This window comes from Cryobacterium sp. 10S3 (genome assembly GCF_034344045.1).
Lineage (GTDB): Bacteria > Actinomycetota > Actinomycetes > Actinomycetales > Microbacteriaceae > Cryobacterium > Cryobacterium glucosi.
Genome location: NZ_CP133773.1, coordinates 1,901,436 through 1,919,505 on the forward strand (window position 1 = coordinate 1,901,436; position 18,070 = coordinate 1,919,505).

An 18,070-nucleotide genomic window follows, 5' to 3' on the forward strand; every position below is an offset into this window, starting at 1 on the left:
TTCAGGCCTGGCAGGTCGGGCACCAGTAGAGCTTGCGGGCGCCCATCTCCTCGAGCAGGATGTGGGTGCCGCAGACCCGGCAGTGCAGGCCCTCGCGCTTGTAGACCCAGTGCCGGTCCGCGCGATTCTTCATCGCGAGCACCCAGTCGGCCCCGGCGAGGTCGTCCATGGTCATCATCTGGCCGGTTTCGACGCCGATCGTCAGCAGGTGCGCCCAGTCCCGCCAGAGACCGCGCACGGTGTCCTCGGTGAGGCTCTTGCCCGGCGCGTGCGGGTTGACCCCGGCCCGGAACAACAGTTCGGCGCGATAGACGTTCCCGATGCCGCTCACCACGGACTGGTCCATCAGGAGCAGTCCGATCGGGGTGGGCTTGCGGCGCACGACGGCCGTGAACCGGTCCTCCGCTGCTGGGCTGTCATCGAGGAGCGGGTCAGGGCCGGCCTTGTCGATGACCGCCTGCACCTCTGCGGCGTCGAGCACCTGGCAGGCGGTGGGGCCGCGCAGGTCCGCGCACACCGTGTCGGTGAGCAGGCGCACCCGCACCTGCCCGACCGGTTCAGGCGGGAAGGTGCCCCGCTGGTCGATCTCCTTCTCCTGCTCGGCCATCCGCACCCGGGTGCGCCGGGGAGCCCCGATGCTCCGGAGCGAGTTCTCCCCCGCGGAGTCGAGGACGGCATCCGCCGGCCCGTCGAGGTCTGTGCCGCGCTGGTTGGTCTGGCCCATCCGGCCGTTGGCGGATGCGATCGTGGCGTCCATCAGGATCTCACCGGCGAAGTCCCACGCGCCGTACATGCCGAGGTGCACCCGCAGCCAGAGCCCGTTGTCGAATTCGAGGAACATCTGCTTGCCGACGGCGCGCGCCCTGGTCATCACGTGCCCGTCGAGCACGGCGGCGCCTTCGACGAAACGGCCTTGCGGCGAGGACAGCTGCACCCGGTGGCCCACGAAGTTGCGCGCGAACTGCCGGGCGATCCGGTGGACGGAATGACCCTCTGGCACGTCAGCGCGCGCTGCGGGCCGGGTCGACGCTGGACGGGTCGACGCGTGCCGGGTCGACCCTGATGCCGGAGATGGACCGGGTGGTCTCGTATTCGAAAAGCTGGCGGATGCGTCGCGCGTGGCGTTCCTCGCCCGTGAACGGTTCGGCGATGAACGCGTCGATGAAGGAGGTCGCCTCCTCGATCGTGTGCTGGCGGGCGCCGATCGAGATGACGTTCGCGTTGTTGTGCTCACGCGCGAGCCGGGCGATGTCCAGGTTCCAGACCAGCGCGGCCCTGACCCCGACGACCTTGTTCGCGGCCATCTGCTCGCCGTTGCCCGATCCCCCGAAGACGACGCCGAGCGCGTCGATGCCCGCGGCCTGGTCGTCGACGACGCCCTGGGCGGCATTGATGCAGAACGACGGGTAGTCGTCGAGCGGGTCGTAGCTCGTGGGCCCGTGGTCGACGACCTCGTGGCCGGCCTCGGTCAGGTGACCGACGAGGAAACGGCTGAAATCGTGGCCGGCATGGTCAGTGGCGAGGTGAATGCGCATGACCCCATACTATTTGCCGTCCCGTGCGATCGCCGTCCTGCTCCCGGCGCCGCCGGCATCCGCTCAGTCGAAGATCGGGCCGACCGTGCGGGTGCGCTTCATCTCGAAGAAACCGGGGTACGCGGCCACGGCCACGACGCCGTCCCACAGTTTCGTCGCGGCTTCGCCCCTGGGCGCCGGCGAGATGACCGGGCCGAAGAAGGCGACATCGTTCACCGCGATGACCGGGGTGCCGACGTCCTGGCCGACCCGGTTCATCCCGTCGAAGTGGCTTGCGCGCATCTCCGGGTCGTAGTGGTCGCTGTCGGCCCACGCGGCGAAGTCCGCCGGAAGGCCGACCTCGGCGAGCGCCGCCGGGATGACCTCGTCGGGGTTCGTGCTGCCGCCGGGGTGGATCCGGGTGCCGAGTGCGTCGTAGAGGGCCTTCACGGTCGCCTGCCCGTGCAGCTCCTGCGCCGCCTGCACGAGGCGGGTGTACCGGAGAGCCCGGGGGAAGAACGCGGCGTACTCTTCGCTCACGTCGTTGTCCTCATTGAGCACCGCGAGGCTCATCACCTTCCAGGTGACGTCGAGGTCACGCTGTGAGGCCACCTCATCCACCCAGCGGGAGGTCATCCAGGCCCAGGGGCAGGAGGGGTCGAACCAGAACTTCACGGTGTCCGTCATCGCACCAGCCTAGGTGCACGCACACCCGCATCCGCTCGCTCCGCGAAGGTGAAGAAACCCCTGCCCAGCGTCGGTATCCCACCAAAAAATTCGGTTTGACGGCGTTTTTGGACTAAAATTGCTCGTTATGCCCGAAAAGGGCCAGCTCCACGTCGCGAGCAAGTGATCTCCACGAGAGAAGTTCAAATGCCCAGAGACCGTAGTTTGTCAGACTCTATGCCCGGTGCCAAGCGCGCCATAATCAAGACCAAAAAGCCCCTCCTGCAGCGTCGCCTGAGGGTCTCCCACGTCAACGTCGTCGACCAGCCGATGCTCAAGAAAGCACTCGGCGGAACCATCGTGGGAAACACCATGGAATGGTACGACGTCGGCGTGTTCGGCTACCTCATCACGACCATGGGACCGGTGTTCCTCCCCGAGGCCGACAAGTCGGTCCAGACCCTGTTCCTCCTCGGCACCTTCGCCGCCACCTTCATCGCCCGCCCCATCGGCGGCGTCTTCTTCGGCTGGCTCGGCGACAAGATCGGCCGCCAGAAGGTCCTCGCCATGACGCTGATGATCATGGCCGCGTCGACGTTCGTGGTCGGCATCCTGCCGAACTACGCGATGATCGGCAGCTGGGCCGCCGCTCTCCTGGTGTTGACCAAGCTCGTCCAGGGCTTCTCCACCGGTGGCGAGTACGCCGGTGCCACCACCTTCGTCAGCGAACACGCCCCGGACAAGCACCGCGGGTTCTTCGCGAGCTTCCTCGACATGGGCAGCTACCTCGGCTTCGCGATCGGCGCCGCACTCGTGTCGATCCTGCAGGTCACCCTGGGCCAGCCGGCCATGGAGGACTGGGGCTGGCGCCTGCCGTTCCTGCTCGCCGGACCGCTCGGCCTGATCGCCATCTACTTCCGGATGAAGATCGAGGAATCCCCCGCCTTCCAGGCCACCCTCGACGCCAAGGAAGCAGCGTCACTGGATCCGAACGGCACCGACGCGGCCCCGAACGGCCCGCTGACCATCTTCAAGGCGCACTGGCGGGGCATCCTGCTCGCCATGATCCTCGTCGCAGCAGCCAACACCGTCGGCTATGCGCTCACCTCGTACATGCCGACCTACCTGACGAGTTCGCTCGGGTACGACGAGCTGCACGGCACCCTGCTCACCATCCCTGTGCTCGTCATCATGGCGCTCTGCATCCCGCTGACCGGGCACCTGTCCGACAAGATCGGCCGCCGGCCGGTGCTCTGGGTCGGTGCGATCAGCACGGTCGTGCTCTCGATCCCGGCGTTCATGCTGATCGGTGTCGGCGAGATCTGGTCGACCCTGCTCGGTCTTGCCCTGATCGCGTTCCCGGTGACGTTCTACGTGTCGAACCTCGCCTCGGCCCTGCCCGCGCTGTTCCCGACCGAGAGCCGGTACGGCGCGATGGGCATCGCGTACAACTTCGCGGTCGCCATCTTCGGTGGAACCACCCCGTTCATCATCGCGGCCCTCATCGAGGCAACGGGCGACGACATGATGCCCGCCTACTACCTGATGGCCACCTCGGCTGTCGGAGCGGTGAGCATCTTCTTCCTCAAGGAGAGCGCCCAGCGCCCCCTGCCCGGCTCGATGCCGAGCGTCGACTCCGTCTTCGAGGCACGGGAACTCGTCGCCACCCAGGACGAGAACCCGAACCTCGACACCAATGAGATGCCGTTCGACCACACCTATGAGCCGGCGACGAGCTCGATCGACGCCATTCTCCCGGAGCCCGAAACCGAGCCAGAGCGCCACCCGGTCGGCGTCTAGCACCACCGGCATCCGCCCCAGGGGCACGCGGCGTCCGTCCCCTGGGACGGACGCCGCTTCTTCGTCAGGCGGTCCGCCCGGGCGGCGTCCGGGAGCTGCCCGTACTATTGACGGATGACCATCGAGCCTTCCGCAGAGTCCGTGCCCGTCCCGAGCATCGACCCCGGCGACCTCGAGACCGCCCTGCGAGTGCTCGCCTCCCTCGCCGCACTCGACCAGGAAGACCCTGACTTCGTCACCGTCCGGCAGGCGACCGCGAAGATGTTCAAGTCTGTCAAGCAGGTGCGCCGCGGCGAGAAGCGGGCCCTGATCGCGGAGGCCGACCGTGAGGTCATCGCGGCGACCGCGACCGGCGCCCCGACCCGGATCGACGACGAGACCGTCGGCGCCCAGCTGCGCCTCGGCACCGACCGGGCGTCGGCAGGCGAGCTTCTCGTTCCGCGGGCGTGCTACATCTGCAAGCAGAAGTACACCCTCGTCGACGCGTTCTACCACCAGCTCTGCCCGGCCTGCGCTGCGATGAGCCACGGGAAGCGCGACGCCCGCACCGACCTGACCGGCAAGCGCGCACTCCTCACCGGCGGCCGGGCCAAGATCGGCATGTACATCGCGCTGCGGCTGCTGCGGGACGGCGCCCACACCACCATCACGACCCGGTTCCCCCGGGACGCGGTCAGACGCTTCACCGCGATGCCCGACTCCGGCGACTGGCTGCACCGGCTGCGGATCGTCGGCATCGACCTGCGCGACCCCGCCCAGGTGATCGGCCTCGCCGACTCCGTCGCGGCAGCAGGCCCCCTGGACATCCTGATCAATAACGCGGCGCAGACCGTGCGCCGCTCCCCCGGTTCGTACTCGATGCTCGTCGAGGCGGAGTCTTCGCCGCTGCCGGCCGATTCCGTGCCCGAGATCGTCAGCTTCGGCCACACCAACGACGCCCACCCGAGCGCCCTCGCCGCCTCGGTGACGAGCCACCCGATCCTCGCCGCGGCGACCGTGTCTACAACCGAAGCGCTCACCGCGGACGACCTCACCGCGCTCGCGCTCGCACCCGGCTCGTCCTCGCTCGCCCGGCACGCGGCCGGTACCGCGATCGACGCGGGCGGCCTCGTTCCCGACCTGCACTCCGCCAACAGCTGGACCGCCAACGTCGAGGACGTCGACCCGCTCGAGATGCTCGAGGTGCAGCTCTGCAACACGACGGCGCCGTTCCTGCTCGTGAGCCGTCTGCGGGCCTCGCTCGCGGCATCCACTGCCCGGCGCACGTACATCGTCAACGTGTCGGCGATGGAGGGCGTCTTCGGCCGCGGTTACAAGGGGCCAGGCCACCCGCATACGAACATGGCCAAGGCCGCGCTCAACATGCTCACCCGCACGAGCGCGAAGGAGATGCTCGGCGACGGGATCCTGATGACGAGCGTCGACACCGGCTGGATCACCGACGAGCGGCCGCACCCGACCAAGCTGCGCCTCGCCGAGGAGGGCTTCCATGCCCCGCTCGACCTCGTCGACGGTGCGGCGCGGGTCTACGACCCGATCGTGCGCGGCGAGGCAGGCGAGGACCTCTACGGCGTCTTCCTCAAGGACTACAAGCCCGCAGCCTGGTAGCCCGGGGGCCCGGCTGCACGGCTGCCGCCGGAGGAGCGGGGCTGTCGACCGCACTCACGACCGGTCGGAACCGGCCACCGCGGTGACCAGACGTTCCAGGCGGGCGATGCCCGTGAAACGGCCGGCGTTGTCGGTCGCGAGGAGCGGGTCGAACCTGCTCGTCTCGTCGCGGGTCATCGCGCGCTTGAGTGCCTCGGTGATGGGCGTGTCCAGGTTCACCCTGAGGCCCTGGCTCACGACCCCGAGCCGGGCGGATCCACCGCCGAGCGCCGCCACCGGGCGATGGTGCTCATCAATGAGCACAACGGAGCGCAGCCTCGGTTGTGCGCCGAAGGCGGCGGCGGCTGCTGCGACGCTTTCGACGGTCGGAACGACCTCGAGTACGTCCCGGATCACCGCGGCCGCGCTGGACACTCGTCGCGCGGCGAGGCGGAGCGCCACGTCGACGTCGATCCGGGCCCACGGCGGCGCCGGCCGCGCGAGCACGTAGCCCTGCAGGAGGGGCACCCCGAGGGCGACGAGCGCGTCGAGTTCCTCGACGGTCTCGACGCCTTCCCCGAGCAGCCACGCGTCGACCCGGCCCGCGAAGGTTCCGACCATTTCGACGAGCGCGAGTTTCGCCTCGTCACGATCGAGATCCTGGATCAGGGCCCTGTCGAGCTTGATCATCGAGGGGCGGAGCGAAAGCAGATGCCGCAAGCCGGCATACCCGGATCCGGCGTCGTCGACGGCGATCAGACCGCCCGCCGCACGCACCTCGTGGAGATAGGGCTCGAGGGACAGGTAGGACTCGATGGGCGCCTGTTCGGTCAACTCGATGATCAGGCCCCCGAGGTCACCCTCGTCCCGCCACACCTCGCGGACACTCTCGCACGACAGCAGGTCCGGTGACACGTTGAGGGTCAGGAAGCAGTTCCGCGGCAGGGTCGGGCGCGCCACGAGCGCCGTGCGCAGTGCGAGCACCTCGAGTTCTTCCGCCCGGCCGTGCGCGCGGGCTGCGGCGAACCAGCTCTCCGGGTTCCGCTCGGAGTATCCCGAGAACCTGGTCAGGGCCTCATACCCGACGATCACGCCTCTGGCGGAGTCGACGATCGGCTGGTAGACGCTCGACACACCCTCTCCCCGGCAGGCCGCGGCGAGCATGGAGTCCCAGCCTGCGTCGCCGGGGGCGCGATCGGCCCGAACGCGGTCGGCCGGCACGAGCGTCAGCCGACCGGGACGATGGTGGCCAGCACGGCCTGTTCGAGCTCTGGCGAGACCTCGCTCAATCCGTGCACGGCGGCGGCATGAGCCGACACCTGAAACAGGATTTCGTCATCCGTCGAGCACACCCAACGGGCCTCGCAGCCCGGCACCACATCTCCACAAGCAAACGATTTCACGAGCCCCACCCTCATCTAGATTGCAAGCATAAACGCATCCCGCCGACGGTCGTCGCCGCGCCATGCACTCGGAGACGCAGCCTCTCCGCCCACGATTATGTTCGGAGTGTGCGGCCGTGCGGATTGGATCGCCGGGAACCGGGTTCAGTCGTGCGTCGGGGTCCAGACGTATGGCGTTGTCGTCGTGACGGCCTCGAAGCCGAGGCGCAGCAGGATCGGCAGGCTGTCGTCCGAGGCGTCAACCTGGAGGTAGGGCACGCCGCGGCGGGCGGCGAGCTGCGCACGGGCGGCGACGAGGGCCCGGTAGACGCCCCTGCCGCGCCACTCGGCGAGGGTCGACCCGCCCCAGAGCCCGGCGAAATCGGTGCCGGGCTGGAATTCCAGGCGGGCGGACGAGACGAGCCGGTCCCCCGCCTCGGCGACGATGATCACGACGTCATCGCCCGCTTCCCGCACGCTCGACTCGAGGTCGTCGGCGAGCCAGGCATGGTCCTCGCCCCACACCTCGGTCTGCAGCGCGGCGATCCGCTCGAAGTCCGCTCGAGTCGTGACCCGGCGCAGGGTGATCCCCTCCGGCACTGTCGGGGCGGATGCGAGCGGCCCGGTCAGCCCGATCACGACGGTCTCGCGGTCCTCGGCCACAAAGCCCGCGGCCTCGAGCCGTTCGGGCAGGTCGGCGGGCAGGTCGTGGCTACGGGTCTTCCATTCGACGGGCTCGCCGCGGGCCGCGAAGAAGTCGCGGTGGCGGCGGATCAGGGCGTCGAGGTCCGCGCCACGCACGCCGACGTCCTGCGCCGTCTCGACGAAGCCGCGGGTGGGGCCGACGACCCGCAGCACGGGCCCCTCGAGCTCGTAGACGGGGGAAGCTGGCGGCACAGCGGGCACCCACAGGCGGAGCTGGTCGTCGTAGGCGGAGAGCAGGGCTGCTGCAGATGCGACGGTGGATGTCATTGGCGTCAGCCTACGACGCGGCGCGACCGCCGGCATCCGGTTCGGTCGGCGTTCACGCGCCCGGGGCTTCGGCGAGCGCTGCATACCGGGCGAGCCCCTCGCGGAGGCCGAGGCGCACGGCCGGCCACTCGGCAGCGATGATCGAGAACACCACGGTGTCGCGCACGGCGCCCTCCGGCCCGACGGAGTGGCTGCGGAGCACGCCGTCCTGCTTCGCACCGAGCGCTGCGATCGCGGCGCGGGACTGCCGGTTGTGCCAGTGCGTGCGGAACTCGACCGCGATGCAGTCGAGCTCCTCGAAGGCATACCCGAGCAGCAGCAGCTTCGCCTCCCGGTTGGCGCCGGTGCCCTGGGCGCTCTTTCCCAGCCACGTCGAGCCGATCTCGAGCCGCTGCTGGTCGGGGCTCGGGTGCATAAAGGTCGTCATGCCGACCATGGCCCCCGTCGAGGTCAGGCGGATGCCCCACGGCATCATCTGCCCGGACGCGGCGAGCGCGAGGCGCCGGTCGATCTCCGCGGCCATGGCCTCCGGCCGCGGGACCGCCGTGTACCAGGCACGCCACAGCTCGCCCTCCGCCACGGCGACGGCGAGTTCGGCCGCGTGCTCAGGGGCGAGTGGCTCGAGGGTGACGCGGGTTCCGGAGAGTCGGGGCGCTGCGGCGAATTCCATGCCTCGACCCTATTCGATCGGATTCTGCCGTTAAACACCGACAGGGGGTTGTCGCACGCGGGCTCGAGACTGGCTCCTGCCGGGATGCTCCCGGCCAGACAAGGACCGTACCGATGAACCTCGTATCCGTTCGATTGATCACCGACGACGTGAAGCGCCTGGTCGCCTTCTACGAACGCGCACTCCGCACACCGGCCAGCTCGTCGACCGATGACTTCGCCGAGATACGCACCCCGACAGGGACTCTGGCGATCGGCAGCACGCGGACCGTCGGCCTCTTCGGGCCCGGAGCCGCGCGCCCGGCCGACAACCACACCGCGATCATCGAGTTCCTCGTCGCGGACGTCGACGCCGAATACGCCAGGCTCTCCCCCTGGCTCACCGATGTCGTCACCGTGCCAACAACCATGCCCTGGGGCAACCGGTCCCTGCTGGTGCGCGACCCCGACGGTACTCTGCTCAACTTCTTCACACCCGTGACAGCGGACGCCGCCGCCAGGTTCGCCGGCCACGACCGGTAGGGCCGGGCTCAGACTCAGGCCCAGGGCCCTGGCCGCGATGCCGGCGTGTACACCGGCCACCGCCGTGTGCCCGTCGCCTACCCCAGGTCGAGCCGGGTGACGACGCCGTACGGGATGTCCAGATCGTCCCTGGCCAGCGGGCGGGGATCGGGCGTCTCTGCCGTCACCGACACGGACACGATCCGGTCGACGCGGAAGGCGCGCACGCCGTCGCGCAGCCGGCACCAGCCGAGCAGGTACCAGTGCGTCGGCGATCCGACGTAGCCGAGCGGTTCGACGTCGCGCCGGGTCAGGGCGCCTGCCGTGTCCCGGTAGGCGAGGCGCAGCACCCGGCCGGTCGACAGGGCGCTCGCCACGCTGTGCGGAACCGCCGGGAGCGGATGCCCGTCGCCGAGCAGGTGGATGCGCCCGGCCAGCTCCCGTGCGGCACGCGCGTCGTCAGCCTGCATCGCGGCCAGGAGTTTGGGCAGGGCGGAGCGTGCGGCGGCCCGGAACGGCGTTTCCTCGAGCAGTCGGAGACCGACGGAGAGGGCGACGGCCTCGTCCGGGGTGAGGTTCACCGGTGGAAGTGTCCGCCGCTGGTCCAGACAATAGCCGCCGGTGCGCCCGTGCTCGGCCCAGATCGGCACCCCGGACTGTTGCAGTGCACTGATGTCGCGCTCGATCGTGCGCGAGCTGATCTCGAAGCGCCCGGCCAGCCATCCCGCACTGCGTGGGCGTGGCGCGACCGCGCGCAGTTCCTCCACGATCGCATAGAGGCGGTCGGTCCGGTTCACGCCAGCCACTCTAACGGCAGGCACCGACCTTGCCGTCAAGGATCGGTAGGCTTAAGAGACGTGCGACCGGCGCCAGAAGCGCCGGTCGAGACTGAGATGGAGAAAACGTTGCCAGGAGAGAACCTCACCCGGATCGAAGCCCAGGAGCGCGCAGCGCTCGTCACTGTGCAGAAGTACGCGATCAGCCTTGACCTCACGACGGGTCCCGAAACCTTCGCGAGCACAACGACGGTCACCTTCACCGCGACCCCGGGTGCCTCGACGTTCATCGACGCGATCACGCGCACGGTGCACGCAGTGACCCTCAACGGGGTCGACCTCGACCCGGCAAGCGTGAGCGACGGCATCCGCATTCAGCTCGATGGTCTCGCCGCAGAGAACACGCTCACCGTCGTCGCCGACGCCGAGTACACGAACACCGGTGAGGGCCTGCACCGTTTCGTCGACCCGGTCGACAACGAGGTCTACCTCTACAGCCAGTTCGAGGTTCCGGACTCCCGCCGCGTGTTCGCGGTCTTCGAGCAGCCCGACCTCAAGGCCGCGTTCCAGTTCACCGTGACGGCCCCCGGCGAATGGGAGGTCGTCTCCAACTCGACAACGCCCGAGCCCACGGATGCCGGCAACGGCGCGAAGACCTGGGCGTTCGAGCCCACCCACACGATCTCGAGCTACATCACGGCGCTCATCGCCGGCCCGTACGCGGTCATCCGCAGCGAGCTCACCTCGAGCGACGGCCGGATCATCCCCCTCGGCCTGTTCAGCCGCAAGAGCCTGTCCCAGTTCCTCGACTCCGACTACCTCTTCGAGAAGACCCGCCAGGGCTTCGCCTACTTCGAGGAGAAGTTCAACTACCCGTATCCCTTCGACAAGTACGACCAGCTCTTCGTGCCGGAGTTCAACGCGGGCGCGATGGAGAACGCCGGAGCGGTCACCTTCACCGAGACCTACGTCTTCCGGTCCAAGGTCACGGATGCCATCAAGGAACGCCGCGTCGTCACCGTGCTGCACGAACTCGCGCACATGTGGTTCGGCGACCTCGTCACGATGAAGTGGTGGAACGACCTGTGGCTCAACGAGTCCTTCGCTGAGTGGGCCTCGACCATCGCCACTGCCGAAGCGACCGAGTGGACAGAGGCCTGGACCACCTTCGCCGTGATGGAGAAGAGCTGGGCATACAAGCAGGACCAGCTGCCCTCGACCCACCCCGTCGTCGCGACCATCACCGACTTCGATGACGTGCTCGTCAACTTCGACGGCATCACCTACGCCAAGGGCGGATCTGTCCTCAAGCAGCTCGTGGCCTGGGTCGGCCGCGACGAGTTCTTCGCCGGCGTCGCCTCCTACTTCGCCAAGCACCAGTGGGGCAACACCGAGCTCAACGACCTCCTCGTCGAGCTCGAGGCATCCAGCGGCCGCGACCTCTCCGGCTGGGCCGCGAAGTGGCTCGAGACCGCGGGCGTCAACACCCTCCGCCCCGAGATCGCCGTGGACGCCGCCGGGGTCATCACCGGCTTCTCCGTGCTGCAGAGCGCGACCGCCGACTACCCGACGATCCGCCCGCACCGCCTCGCGATCGGGTTCTACGACCTCGTCGACGGGCAGCTCGTGCGCACCCACCGGGTCGAGATCGACGTCGACGGAGAGAAGACGGATGTTGCCGAGCTCGTTGGCCGCGCCCGCCCGGCCCTCGTGCTCCTCAACGACGACGACCTCGCCTATGCGAAGATCCGGCTCGACCCGGCCTCGCAGGAGGTGGCCCTCGAGAACCTCGCCGCCATCGAGAGCCCGCTCGCCCGCGCCATCGTCTGGGGTGCGATCTGGGACGCCACCCGCGACGCCGAGACCGGCGCCCGCGACTTCGTGAGCCTCGTGCTCGGCAACATCGCGAGCGAGACAGAGTCGACCACCCTGCGCACCGTGCTCGGCCAGCTCGTGCTCGCCGCGAACTATTATGTGGCTCCCGAGTTCCAGGCCTCGACGCTGACCGAGGTCGGCGACGCGCTCTGGTCCCTCGCCCAGCACGCCGAGCCCGGCAGCGACGCGCAGTTCCAGTTCGTGAAGTTCTTCGCCTCCGTCGCCGCCACCGACAGCCAGCTCGCGAGCGTCGCGGCCCTCCGGAACGGAACGGTCCCGCTCGAGGGGCTCGAGATCGACACCGACCTCGCCTGGGAGCTGCTCATCGCCCTTGCCGCCGGCGGCAAGGTCGACGGCGCGGAGATCGACGCGGCGCACGCTGCGGACAACACCGCGACCGGCGCCCAGTCGGCCGCGCAGGCTCGCGCCGCTCTTCCGACCCCGGAGGCCAAGCAGGCCGCCTGGGATTCCCTGATCGAGACGGACACCGCCCCGAATACGATCGTGCGCGTCACCGCGGCCGGGTTCCTGCGCGCGAACGACACGAGCCTGCTCGAGCCGTTCGTCGACACCTACTTCGCGATGCTGCAGCCGATCTGGGTCTCCCGCAGCTTCTCGATCGCGGAGAAGCTCATCATCGGCCTCTACCCGTCCCCGCTCGCCAACCAGGCGCTCGTCGAGGCGACCCGCACGTGGCTCGACGCCAACCCCGAGCCCGTCGCACTGCGTCGCCTCGTGATCGAGAACCTCGCGGGAGTGGAACGTTCCCTCGCCGCCCAGGCGCGCGACGCCGAGTAGCCACAGGCGGCATCCGCCGGCCCGAACGGCCTCGCCCCTCAGGGGGCGGGGCCGTTTTCACGTTGGCGGGGCGCTCAGGGTTCGCCCGGTCGGCTCTCGGTAGACTCGAAAGCGCTATGAATTGGGACATTATCTGGGCTGAAATCGTCAAATACTTCACAACGACCCTCGGGCTACAGCTGCTGCAGGTGCTCGGAATCCTCATCGTCGCGTTCGCGGTGCACTGGATCCTGCAGTTCGTGATCCGCCGCGTGGTGATCCAGATTGTCACCGGCGTCAAGCGCACCCAGAAGGTTGAGGACACCCGGGCGCTCAACGTGTCCCCGGTCGCCGCCGTTCGCGTCGTGCAGCGCACCCGTACGCTCGGCTCCGTCCTGACCAACATCGTCAATGTGCTCGTCGTGATCATCGCCGGCCTGCTCATCCTGCAGGTGATGGCCCCGAGCATCCTGGGCTCGTTCGCCCTGCTGACGGCCGCGATCGGCGCCGGCCTCGGCTTCGGTGCCCAGAACATCGTCAAGGACATCCTGAACGGCCTGTTCATGGTCATGGAGGACCAGCTCGGCGTGGGCGACATCGTCGACACCGGGTTCGCCTCCGGCGTCGTGGAGACGGTCGGCATCCGCATCACCCAGATCCGCGACGTGAACGGCACGCTCTGGTTCGTGCGCAACGGCGAGATCCTCCGGGTCGGCAACATGTCGCAGGGCTGGGCCCGCGTCATCATCGACCTGCCCATCCCGTACAGCTCGGACGTCGAAGCCATCCAGTCCGAAATGCTGCGGGTCGCGACGGCGCTCGCCTCGAGTCGCAAATGGCGGTCGATCATCCTCGAGAAGCCGGAGATCTGGGGCCTCGAGTCGATTTCCGCCGAGGCCCTTGTCACCCGGCTCGCCGTGAAGGTGCGTGTCTCGGCGAAGTGGGACTTCGCCCGCGACCTGCGCCTGCACCTGAAGCTCGCGCTCGACAGCCTCGGGGTTTCGCTCACTCCGCTCAACAGCGTCGTGATGACGGGGTCGGACGACGGCTCGGATGCCACGCCGCCGACGAACCCCGTCGATATCGCCGCCGTCGCCGCGGCCGCGGAACCCGATCCGCTGCCGCACATCGAGGTTGTTCCGCTCAAGAAGGCCAGGACCCCACGCGGGCCCCGCAAGGCCAAGTCCGTTGCCAAGAAGGAAGCCCCGGTCGACGACGCTCCCGGCGAGGCTGCCCAGGCCCCCGCCCCACGGGCAACCGCACCCCGCGCTCCGCGAGCCCCGAAGACTTCCGCCACCCCGACCACCGCGACCGCTCCAGCCACCCCGAAGGCTCAGGCAGCCCCGAAGGCTCCGACTGTTCCGAAGGCTCCGACTGTTCCGACGCCGGACGCCGCCCACCCGGGCCCGCCGACTCCCGAAACCGAACCCACCCCCGAGGGATCCCATGACGACTGACCCCGCCCAGCCACCGGCATCCGCCCCCGCCCCGCCCCCGGTCGACCCCGCACTGCCTGCCCGGGTGCTGCTGCGCAACGGTGAGAACGGTGCCGCGATCGGTGCCTCGTTCTACGAGCAGGTCGGCGGGCGACCGTTCTTCGAGAGGCTCGTCACCGAGTTCTACCGGGGTGTCGCCGGCGACCCTGTGCTGAAGCCGATGTATCCGGAGGACGACCTCGGCCCAGCGGCAGCGCGCCTCACCGGGTTCCTCGAGCAGTACTGGGGCGGCCCGGGCACCTACAGCGAACAGCGCGGACACCCGCGGCTGCGCCAGCGGCACCAGCCCTTCAAGGTCAACCCGGACGCCAGGGACCGCTGGCTGCTGCACATGCGTGCCGCGGTCGACTCCTGCGAGCTGCCCGAGCTGCAGCGAACCGTGCTCTGGGACTACCTCGAGCGCGCGGCACACGCCATGTTGAACACGTTCGACGACTGATCTCAGGGCGTCTCCAACCGTCCCTGGAGGGGAGAACAGGCTCTCGAAAGAACGAGAACGTTGTGAATTCGCCTCAACACGTACCTGATCAGAGTAGATTTCCACAGACCTGAGCCATGCTCAAAGAATGACGGTGGTGGGTCGTAACGTGGGGGCATGACCAACCACTCGGAGTCGCCCGCTTCGCCCGATCGGCCGCATGGCGGTGCGCCTCCCAGTACGCCCGTCACCGTGCTGGTGCCGGATGCTGTCGCGGCCTTGGGAAGGTCATCAGCTGACTACGACGCGCTCAGCGACGAGCAGGTTCTTGCCTGGCAAGCGTTGATCGCGGATTCCCGGCGGGCGCTGGAGACGTGTGCCGCGTGGATGGCGGCGACCCTCGCCCGCCGTTCCCGGGCTGAACTCGGCGGGAACGGGCTCGCGGCCCGGCACGGGTTCCGGACCCCGGAAGACCTGCTGCAGAGCGTGTCTGGGTCAAGCAAGGGCGATGCTGTCAAGCTCCTCGGGGTGGGCCGGCTGCTGGCCGAGGCCGACGCCGCCGAGAAGGCCGCCCGCGAAGCCGCCGCGGCGCAGAAGTTACTCGACGGGACTCCGCCCCTCAACGAGGCCGCTCCAGACCTGCCGCCGGTCGACCCGCCGATGCCTGCGGCCGCGGTGCCGCCGTGGCACGCGCCGATCGGCCGGGCCCTGCGCGAGGGCTGGCTGAGCGTCGAGAAGGCGGACTCGCTCCGGAAGGGCCTGGGCGACCTGGACCGGGCGATCACCGCGGAGAAACTCGCGACGGCCCTGGCCCGGCTCCTCGCCGAAGCGCGCACGGTGAACGCTGACCAGCTGTTCAAGCGGGCCCGGCGGGTGCGGGACGTGCTCGATGAGGCCGGCATCGCCGCCCGCGAGAAGGCCGTCTACGACGACCGGTCCCTGCGGTTCTGGCGACTCCACACCGGGCAGGTGCGCATGGTCGGGTTGTTCGCCCCCGAAGACGGCGAATACCTGATGAGCACCTACGACGCCATCACCAGCCCCCGCCGGGGCGGGGTCCGGTTCGTGGACAAGGAGCAGGCCGCCTGGGCGAAGCGGGTCCAGGACGACCCGCGCACCACCGAACAGCTCACCGCGGACGCGTTCCTGGCCTTGATGAAACTCGGCGTGAAAGCCGACCCGAAACGCATCGCCGGAGGACGAAGCCCCGCCGTCCGCATGATCACCATCCGCCCCACCCACACCGCACCCACCGATGCCGCGCCAACCGAGGCCCCGTCACCCACAGCCGACGCTGCGGCGAACCCCGAAACCGCGGCACCCGCGCTCCAGCCCGGCGTCATCGAGGGGACTGCGGTGACGGTCTCGGCCGAGACGGTGGAACGGAACCTCTGCGACACCGGGATCCTCGACGTCACCTTCGACGACCACGGCCACGGCGTCGACCTCGGCCGCGAACAACGCACCTTCAGCCCCGCCCAACGGGCGGCCCTCTCCCTCCGCGACGGCGGCTGCATGTGGCCCGGCTGCGACCGGCCACCGTCCTGGACCGAAACCCACCACATCCACCACTGGAAAGACGACACCGGGCAGACCAACCTCGACCAAGGCATCCTGCTCTGCCGGGCCGACCACCTCAGGCTCCACAACGAACACTGGCGCATCACCCGCGACGACACCGGCCAGTACTGGCTCACCCCACCACCCGGACTCGACCCCGAACAGAAACCCATCCCCCTCACCAGCAAAAACGCGCTCACCAGGTGGAGTGAATCCGGGGTACCGCACAGTTAGCATGGAGCCAGCGTCGCTCCGAGCGACGCCCCGCGGGCCCCGAAACGCATTCGACTCCCGCTGCCCCTTCTGACACTGCCCCTTCTGACACTGGAGTCACGATGAGCACGGTTCCCCCGCACGCGACCGGCCCCCGAGCGACATCCCCTCGGACGGATCCGAGCGAAGCCGACGTCATCGTAGTCGGGGCCGGCCTCGCCGGACTCGTCGCGACCGCGGAGCTCGTCGCCGCGGGCAAGCGGGTCATCCTGCTCGACCAGGAGCCGCCCGCCTCGCTCGGCGGCCAGGCCTGGTGGTCGTTCGGCGGCTTGTTCCTTGTCGACTCGCCGGAGCAGCGCAGGCTCGGGGTGCACGACTCCGCCGGACTCGCCAGACAGGACTGGTTCGGCACCGCGGGTTTCGACCGTGACGAGGACCTCTGGCCGAGCCGCTGGGCGGAGGCCTACCTGGACTTCGCCGCCGGCGAGAAGCGCGCCTGGCTGCACTCCCGCGGCATCCGCTTCTTTCCGGTCGTCGGCTGGGCCGAACGCGGCGGCACCACGGCCCTCGGCCCCGGCAACTCCGTGCCGCGGTTCCACATCGTCTGGGGCACCGGTCCGGCGATTCTCGCCCCGTTCATCGAGCGCGTGCGGGAAGGCGTGCGGTCCGGCCTCGTCACGGCGCTGCACCGCCGCAGGGTCGACGAGCTGCTCACCCACGACGGCACGGTCGTCGGCGTGCGGGGAAGCATCCTCGCCCCGAGCGACGCCCCGCGCGGCGCGCCCAGCTCACGCGAGGTCGTCGGCGACTTCGATCTGCGGGCATCCGCCGTCGTCGTGACAAGCGGCGGCATCGGCGGAAACCCCGCGCAAGTCCGCGCCCAGTGGCCGACCCGGCTCGGCACCGCGCCCCGGGAACTGCTGTCCGGCGTGCCCGCGCACGTCGACGGGCGGATGCTCGGCATCAGCGAGCGGGCCGGCGCCCGGCTGATCAACGGAGACAGGATGTGGCACTACCCGGAGGGCGTCGCGAACTGGGACCCGGTCTGGCCCGCGCACGGAATCCGGATCCTGCCCGGTCCGTCCTCGCTCTGGCTCGACGCGACGGGGACCCGGCTGCCCGCTCCCCTGTTCCCCGGCTTCGACACGCTCGGCTCGCTCGAGCACATCCTGCGCACCGGCTACGAACACAGCTGGTTCGTGTTGACGCAGAAGATCATCGAGAAGGAGTTCGCACTCTCCGGGTCCGAACAGAACCCCGACCTCACCGGTAAGAACCTGGCCCTTCTCGCCAAACGGGTGACGAAAGGCGCTCCCGGGCCGGTCGAGGCCTTCAAGAAGCATGGCGCCGATTTTGTCGTCGCCGACACCCTGCCCGACCTGCTCGCGGGCATGCGCCGGCTCTCCCCCGATGCTCCCCTGGACCTCGCCCAGGTCGAGCGGGAGATCCGCGCCCGCGACCGCGAGCTCGACAACGCCTTCACCAAGGATGCCCAGATCACGGCGATCCGCCAGGCCAGGCACTACCGCGGTGACCGTCTCATCCGCGTCGCGAGCCCGCACCGGCTGCTCGACCCGCACGCGGGACCGCTGATCGCGGTCAAGCTGCACGTCCTGACCCGGAAGAGTCTCGGCGGCATCGAGACGGACCTCTCCGCCCGCGCCCTCGGGCCGGACGGCACACCCGTGCCGGGCCTCTACGCCGCCGGCGAGGCGAGCGGCTTCGGCGGCGGCGGGATGCACGGCTACCGCGCGCTCGAAGGCACCTTCCTCGGCGGATGCCTCTTCTCCGGACGCACCGCGGGGCGCGCCGCCGCGGCGGCGGTCTGACCCCCGGCTGTCACGGGAGCGTCCGCACGCGCCGC

Annotated in this window: 16 protein-coding genes; 8 read left to right on the top strand and 8 right to left on the bottom strand. The window is 69.4% G+C overall.

Features of this window, described 5'->3' with window-relative positions; genetic code table 11:
• Position 1 precedes the first annotated feature (1 nt).
• The 3 genes from RHM57_RS08840 to RHM57_RS08850 form a co-directional block, all read right to left on the bottom strand.
• Complete coding sequence (locus RHM57_RS08840) at positions 2-1,000, bottom strand: Fpg/Nei family DNA glycosylase (RefSeq protein WP_322189750.1); 999 nt, start codon at positions 998-1,000, stop codon at positions 2-4.
• 1 nt (position 1,001) lies between these two features.
• Positions 1,002-1,535, bottom strand: a complete 534-nt coding sequence (locus RHM57_RS08845; protein WP_322189751.1) for a ribose-5-phosphate isomerase — start codon at positions 1,533-1,535, stop codon at positions 1,002-1,004.
• A 63-nt stretch (positions 1,536-1,598) separates the two neighbouring features.
• Positions 1,599-2,201, bottom strand: coding sequence for a DsbA family protein (locus RHM57_RS08850; RefSeq protein WP_134447866.1), 603 nt, complete (start codon positions 2,199-2,201; stop codon positions 1,599-1,601).
• Between the two features lie 186 nt (positions 2,202-2,387).
• On the opposite strand from RHM57_RS08850, the gene RHM57_RS08855 reads away from it, so the two are divergent.
• Both RHM57_RS08855 and RHM57_RS08860 read left to right on the top strand, forming a co-directional pair.
• The gene (locus tag RHM57_RS08855; RefSeq protein ID WP_134561200.1) at positions 2,388-3,980 is read left to right on the top strand and encodes an MFS transporter; all 1,593 of its coding nucleotides are present in this window, start codon (positions 2,388-2,390) and stop codon (positions 3,978-3,980) included.
• Between the two features lie 114 nt (positions 3,981-4,094).
• Positions 4,095-5,588 carry an SDR family NAD(P)-dependent oxidoreductase gene (locus RHM57_RS08860; protein ID WP_322189752.1) on the top strand — a complete coding sequence of 498 codons (1,494 nt, stop codon included), beginning with the start codon at positions 4,095-4,097 and terminating at the stop codon, positions 5,586-5,588.
• A gap of 54 nt (positions 5,589-5,642) precedes the next feature.
• On the opposite strand, the gene RHM57_RS08865 is transcribed toward RHM57_RS08860, so the two are convergent.
• The 4 genes from RHM57_RS08865 to RHM57_RS08880 form a co-directional block, all read right to left on the bottom strand.
• Positions 5,643-6,788, bottom strand: coding sequence for an EAL domain-containing protein (locus RHM57_RS08865; RefSeq protein ID WP_322189753.1), 1,146 nt, complete (start codon positions 6,786-6,788; stop codon positions 5,643-5,645).
• 5 nt (positions 6,789-6,793) lie between these two features.
• The gene (locus RHM57_RS08870; RefSeq protein WP_134448101.1) at positions 6,794-6,970 is read right to left on the bottom strand and encodes a DUF1059 domain-containing protein; all 177 of its coding nucleotides are present in this window, start codon (positions 6,968-6,970) and stop codon (positions 6,794-6,796) included.
• A 144-nt stretch (positions 6,971-7,114) separates the two neighbouring features.
• The gene (locus RHM57_RS08875; protein ID WP_322189754.1) at positions 7,115-7,921 is read right to left on the bottom strand and encodes a GNAT family N-acetyltransferase; all 807 of its coding nucleotides are present in this window, start codon (positions 7,919-7,921) and stop codon (positions 7,115-7,117) included.
• Positions 7,922-7,973: 52 nt separating this feature from the next.
• Positions 7,974-8,591, bottom strand: coding sequence for a GNAT family protein (locus tag RHM57_RS08880; protein ID WP_322135726.1), 618 nt, complete (start codon positions 8,589-8,591; stop codon positions 7,974-7,976).
• 113 nt (positions 8,592-8,704) lie between these two features.
• Here RHM57_RS08880 and RHM57_RS08885 point away from each other — a divergent pair, with 113 nt between their 5' ends.
• Complete coding sequence (locus tag RHM57_RS08885) at positions 8,705-9,112, top strand: VOC family protein (protein WP_322189755.1); 408 nt, start codon at positions 8,705-8,707, stop codon at positions 9,110-9,112.
• 77 nt (positions 9,113-9,189) lie between these two features.
• Here RHM57_RS08885 and RHM57_RS08890 read toward each other — a convergent pair whose 3' ends face one another.
• Positions 9,190-9,888, bottom strand: a complete 699-nt coding sequence (locus tag RHM57_RS08890; protein ID WP_174774628.1) for a helix-turn-helix transcriptional regulator — start codon at positions 9,886-9,888, stop codon at positions 9,190-9,192.
• A gap of 108 nt (positions 9,889-9,996) precedes the next feature.
• On the opposite strand from RHM57_RS08890, the gene pepN reads away from it, so the two are divergent.
• The 5 genes from pepN to RHM57_RS08915 all read left to right on the top strand — a co-directional run bounded on the left by pepN (position 9,997) and on the right by RHM57_RS08915 (position 18,035).
• A complete protein-coding gene (pepN, locus tag RHM57_RS08895) occupies positions 9,997-12,540 on the top strand; it encodes an aminopeptidase N (RefSeq protein ID WP_322189756.1) in 2,544 nt (847 codons plus the stop codon).
• 116 nt (positions 12,541-12,656) lie between these two features.
• On the top strand, positions 12,657-13,976 hold the full coding sequence (locus RHM57_RS08900) for a mechanosensitive ion channel family protein (RefSeq protein ID WP_322189757.1): 1,320 nt from the start codon (positions 12,657-12,659) through the stop codon (positions 13,974-13,976).
• Positions 13,966-14,454 (top strand): globin, encoded by a 489-nt coding sequence (locus tag RHM57_RS08905; RefSeq protein ID WP_416173110.1) that lies wholly within the window; start codon positions 13,966-13,968, stop codon positions 14,452-14,454. Before RHM57_RS08900 ends, RHM57_RS08905 begins: the two co-directional genes overlap by 11 nt.
• Positions 14,455-14,610: 156 nt before the next feature.
• Positions 14,611-16,227 (top strand): HNH endonuclease signature motif containing protein, encoded by a 1,617-nt coding sequence (locus RHM57_RS08910; RefSeq protein WP_322189758.1) that lies wholly within the window; start codon positions 14,611-14,613, stop codon positions 16,225-16,227.
• A gap of 101 nt (positions 16,228-16,328) precedes the next feature.
• A complete protein-coding gene (locus tag RHM57_RS08915) occupies positions 16,329-18,035 on the top strand; it encodes an FAD-binding dehydrogenase (protein ID WP_134561223.1) in 1,707 nt (568 codons plus the stop codon).
• The last annotated feature ends 35 nt before the right edge of the window (positions 18,036-18,070 follow it).

Bases quoted from the DNA above. Each gene is read 5' to 3' on its own strand.
- RHM57_RS08845 (WP_322189751.1), bottom strand. From the start codon at position 1,535: ATGCGCATTCACCTCGCCACTGACCATGCCGGCCACGATTTCAGCCGT.
- RHM57_RS08850 (WP_134447866.1), bottom strand. From the start codon at position 2,201: ATGACGGACACCGTGAAGTTCTGGTTCGACCCCTCCTGCCCCTGGGCC.
- RHM57_RS08855 (WP_134561200.1), top strand. From the start codon at position 2,388: ATGCCCAGAGACCGTAGTTTGTCAGACTCTATGCCCGGTGCCAAGCGC.
- RHM57_RS08860 (WP_322189752.1), top strand. From the start codon at position 4,095: ATGACCATCGAGCCTTCCGCAGAGTCCGTGCCCGTCCCGAGCATCGAC.
- RHM57_RS08875 (WP_322189754.1), bottom strand. From the start codon at position 7,921: ATGACATCCACCGTCGCATCTGCAGCAGCCCTGCTCTCCGCCTACGAC.
- RHM57_RS08880 (WP_322135726.1), bottom strand. From the start codon at position 8,591: ATGGAATTCGCCGCAGCGCCCCGACTCTCCGGAACCCGCGTCACCCTC.
- RHM57_RS08885 (WP_322189755.1), top strand. From the start codon at position 8,705: ATGAACCTCGTATCCGTTCGATTGATCACCGACGACGTGAAGCGCCTG.
- RHM57_RS08900 (WP_322189757.1), top strand. From the start codon at position 12,657: ATGAATTGGGACATTATCTGGGCTGAAATCGTCAAATACTTCACAACG.
- RHM57_RS08905 (WP_416173110.1), top strand. From the start codon at position 13,966: ATGACGACTGACCCCGCCCAGCCACCGGCATCCGCCCCCGCCCCGCCC.
- RHM57_RS08910 (WP_322189758.1), top strand. From the start codon at position 14,611: ATGACCAACCACTCGGAGTCGCCCGCTTCGCCCGATCGGCCGCATGGC.
- RHM57_RS08915 (WP_134561223.1), top strand. From the start codon at position 16,329: ATGAGCACGGTTCCCCCGCACGCGACCGGCCCCCGAGCGACATCCCCT.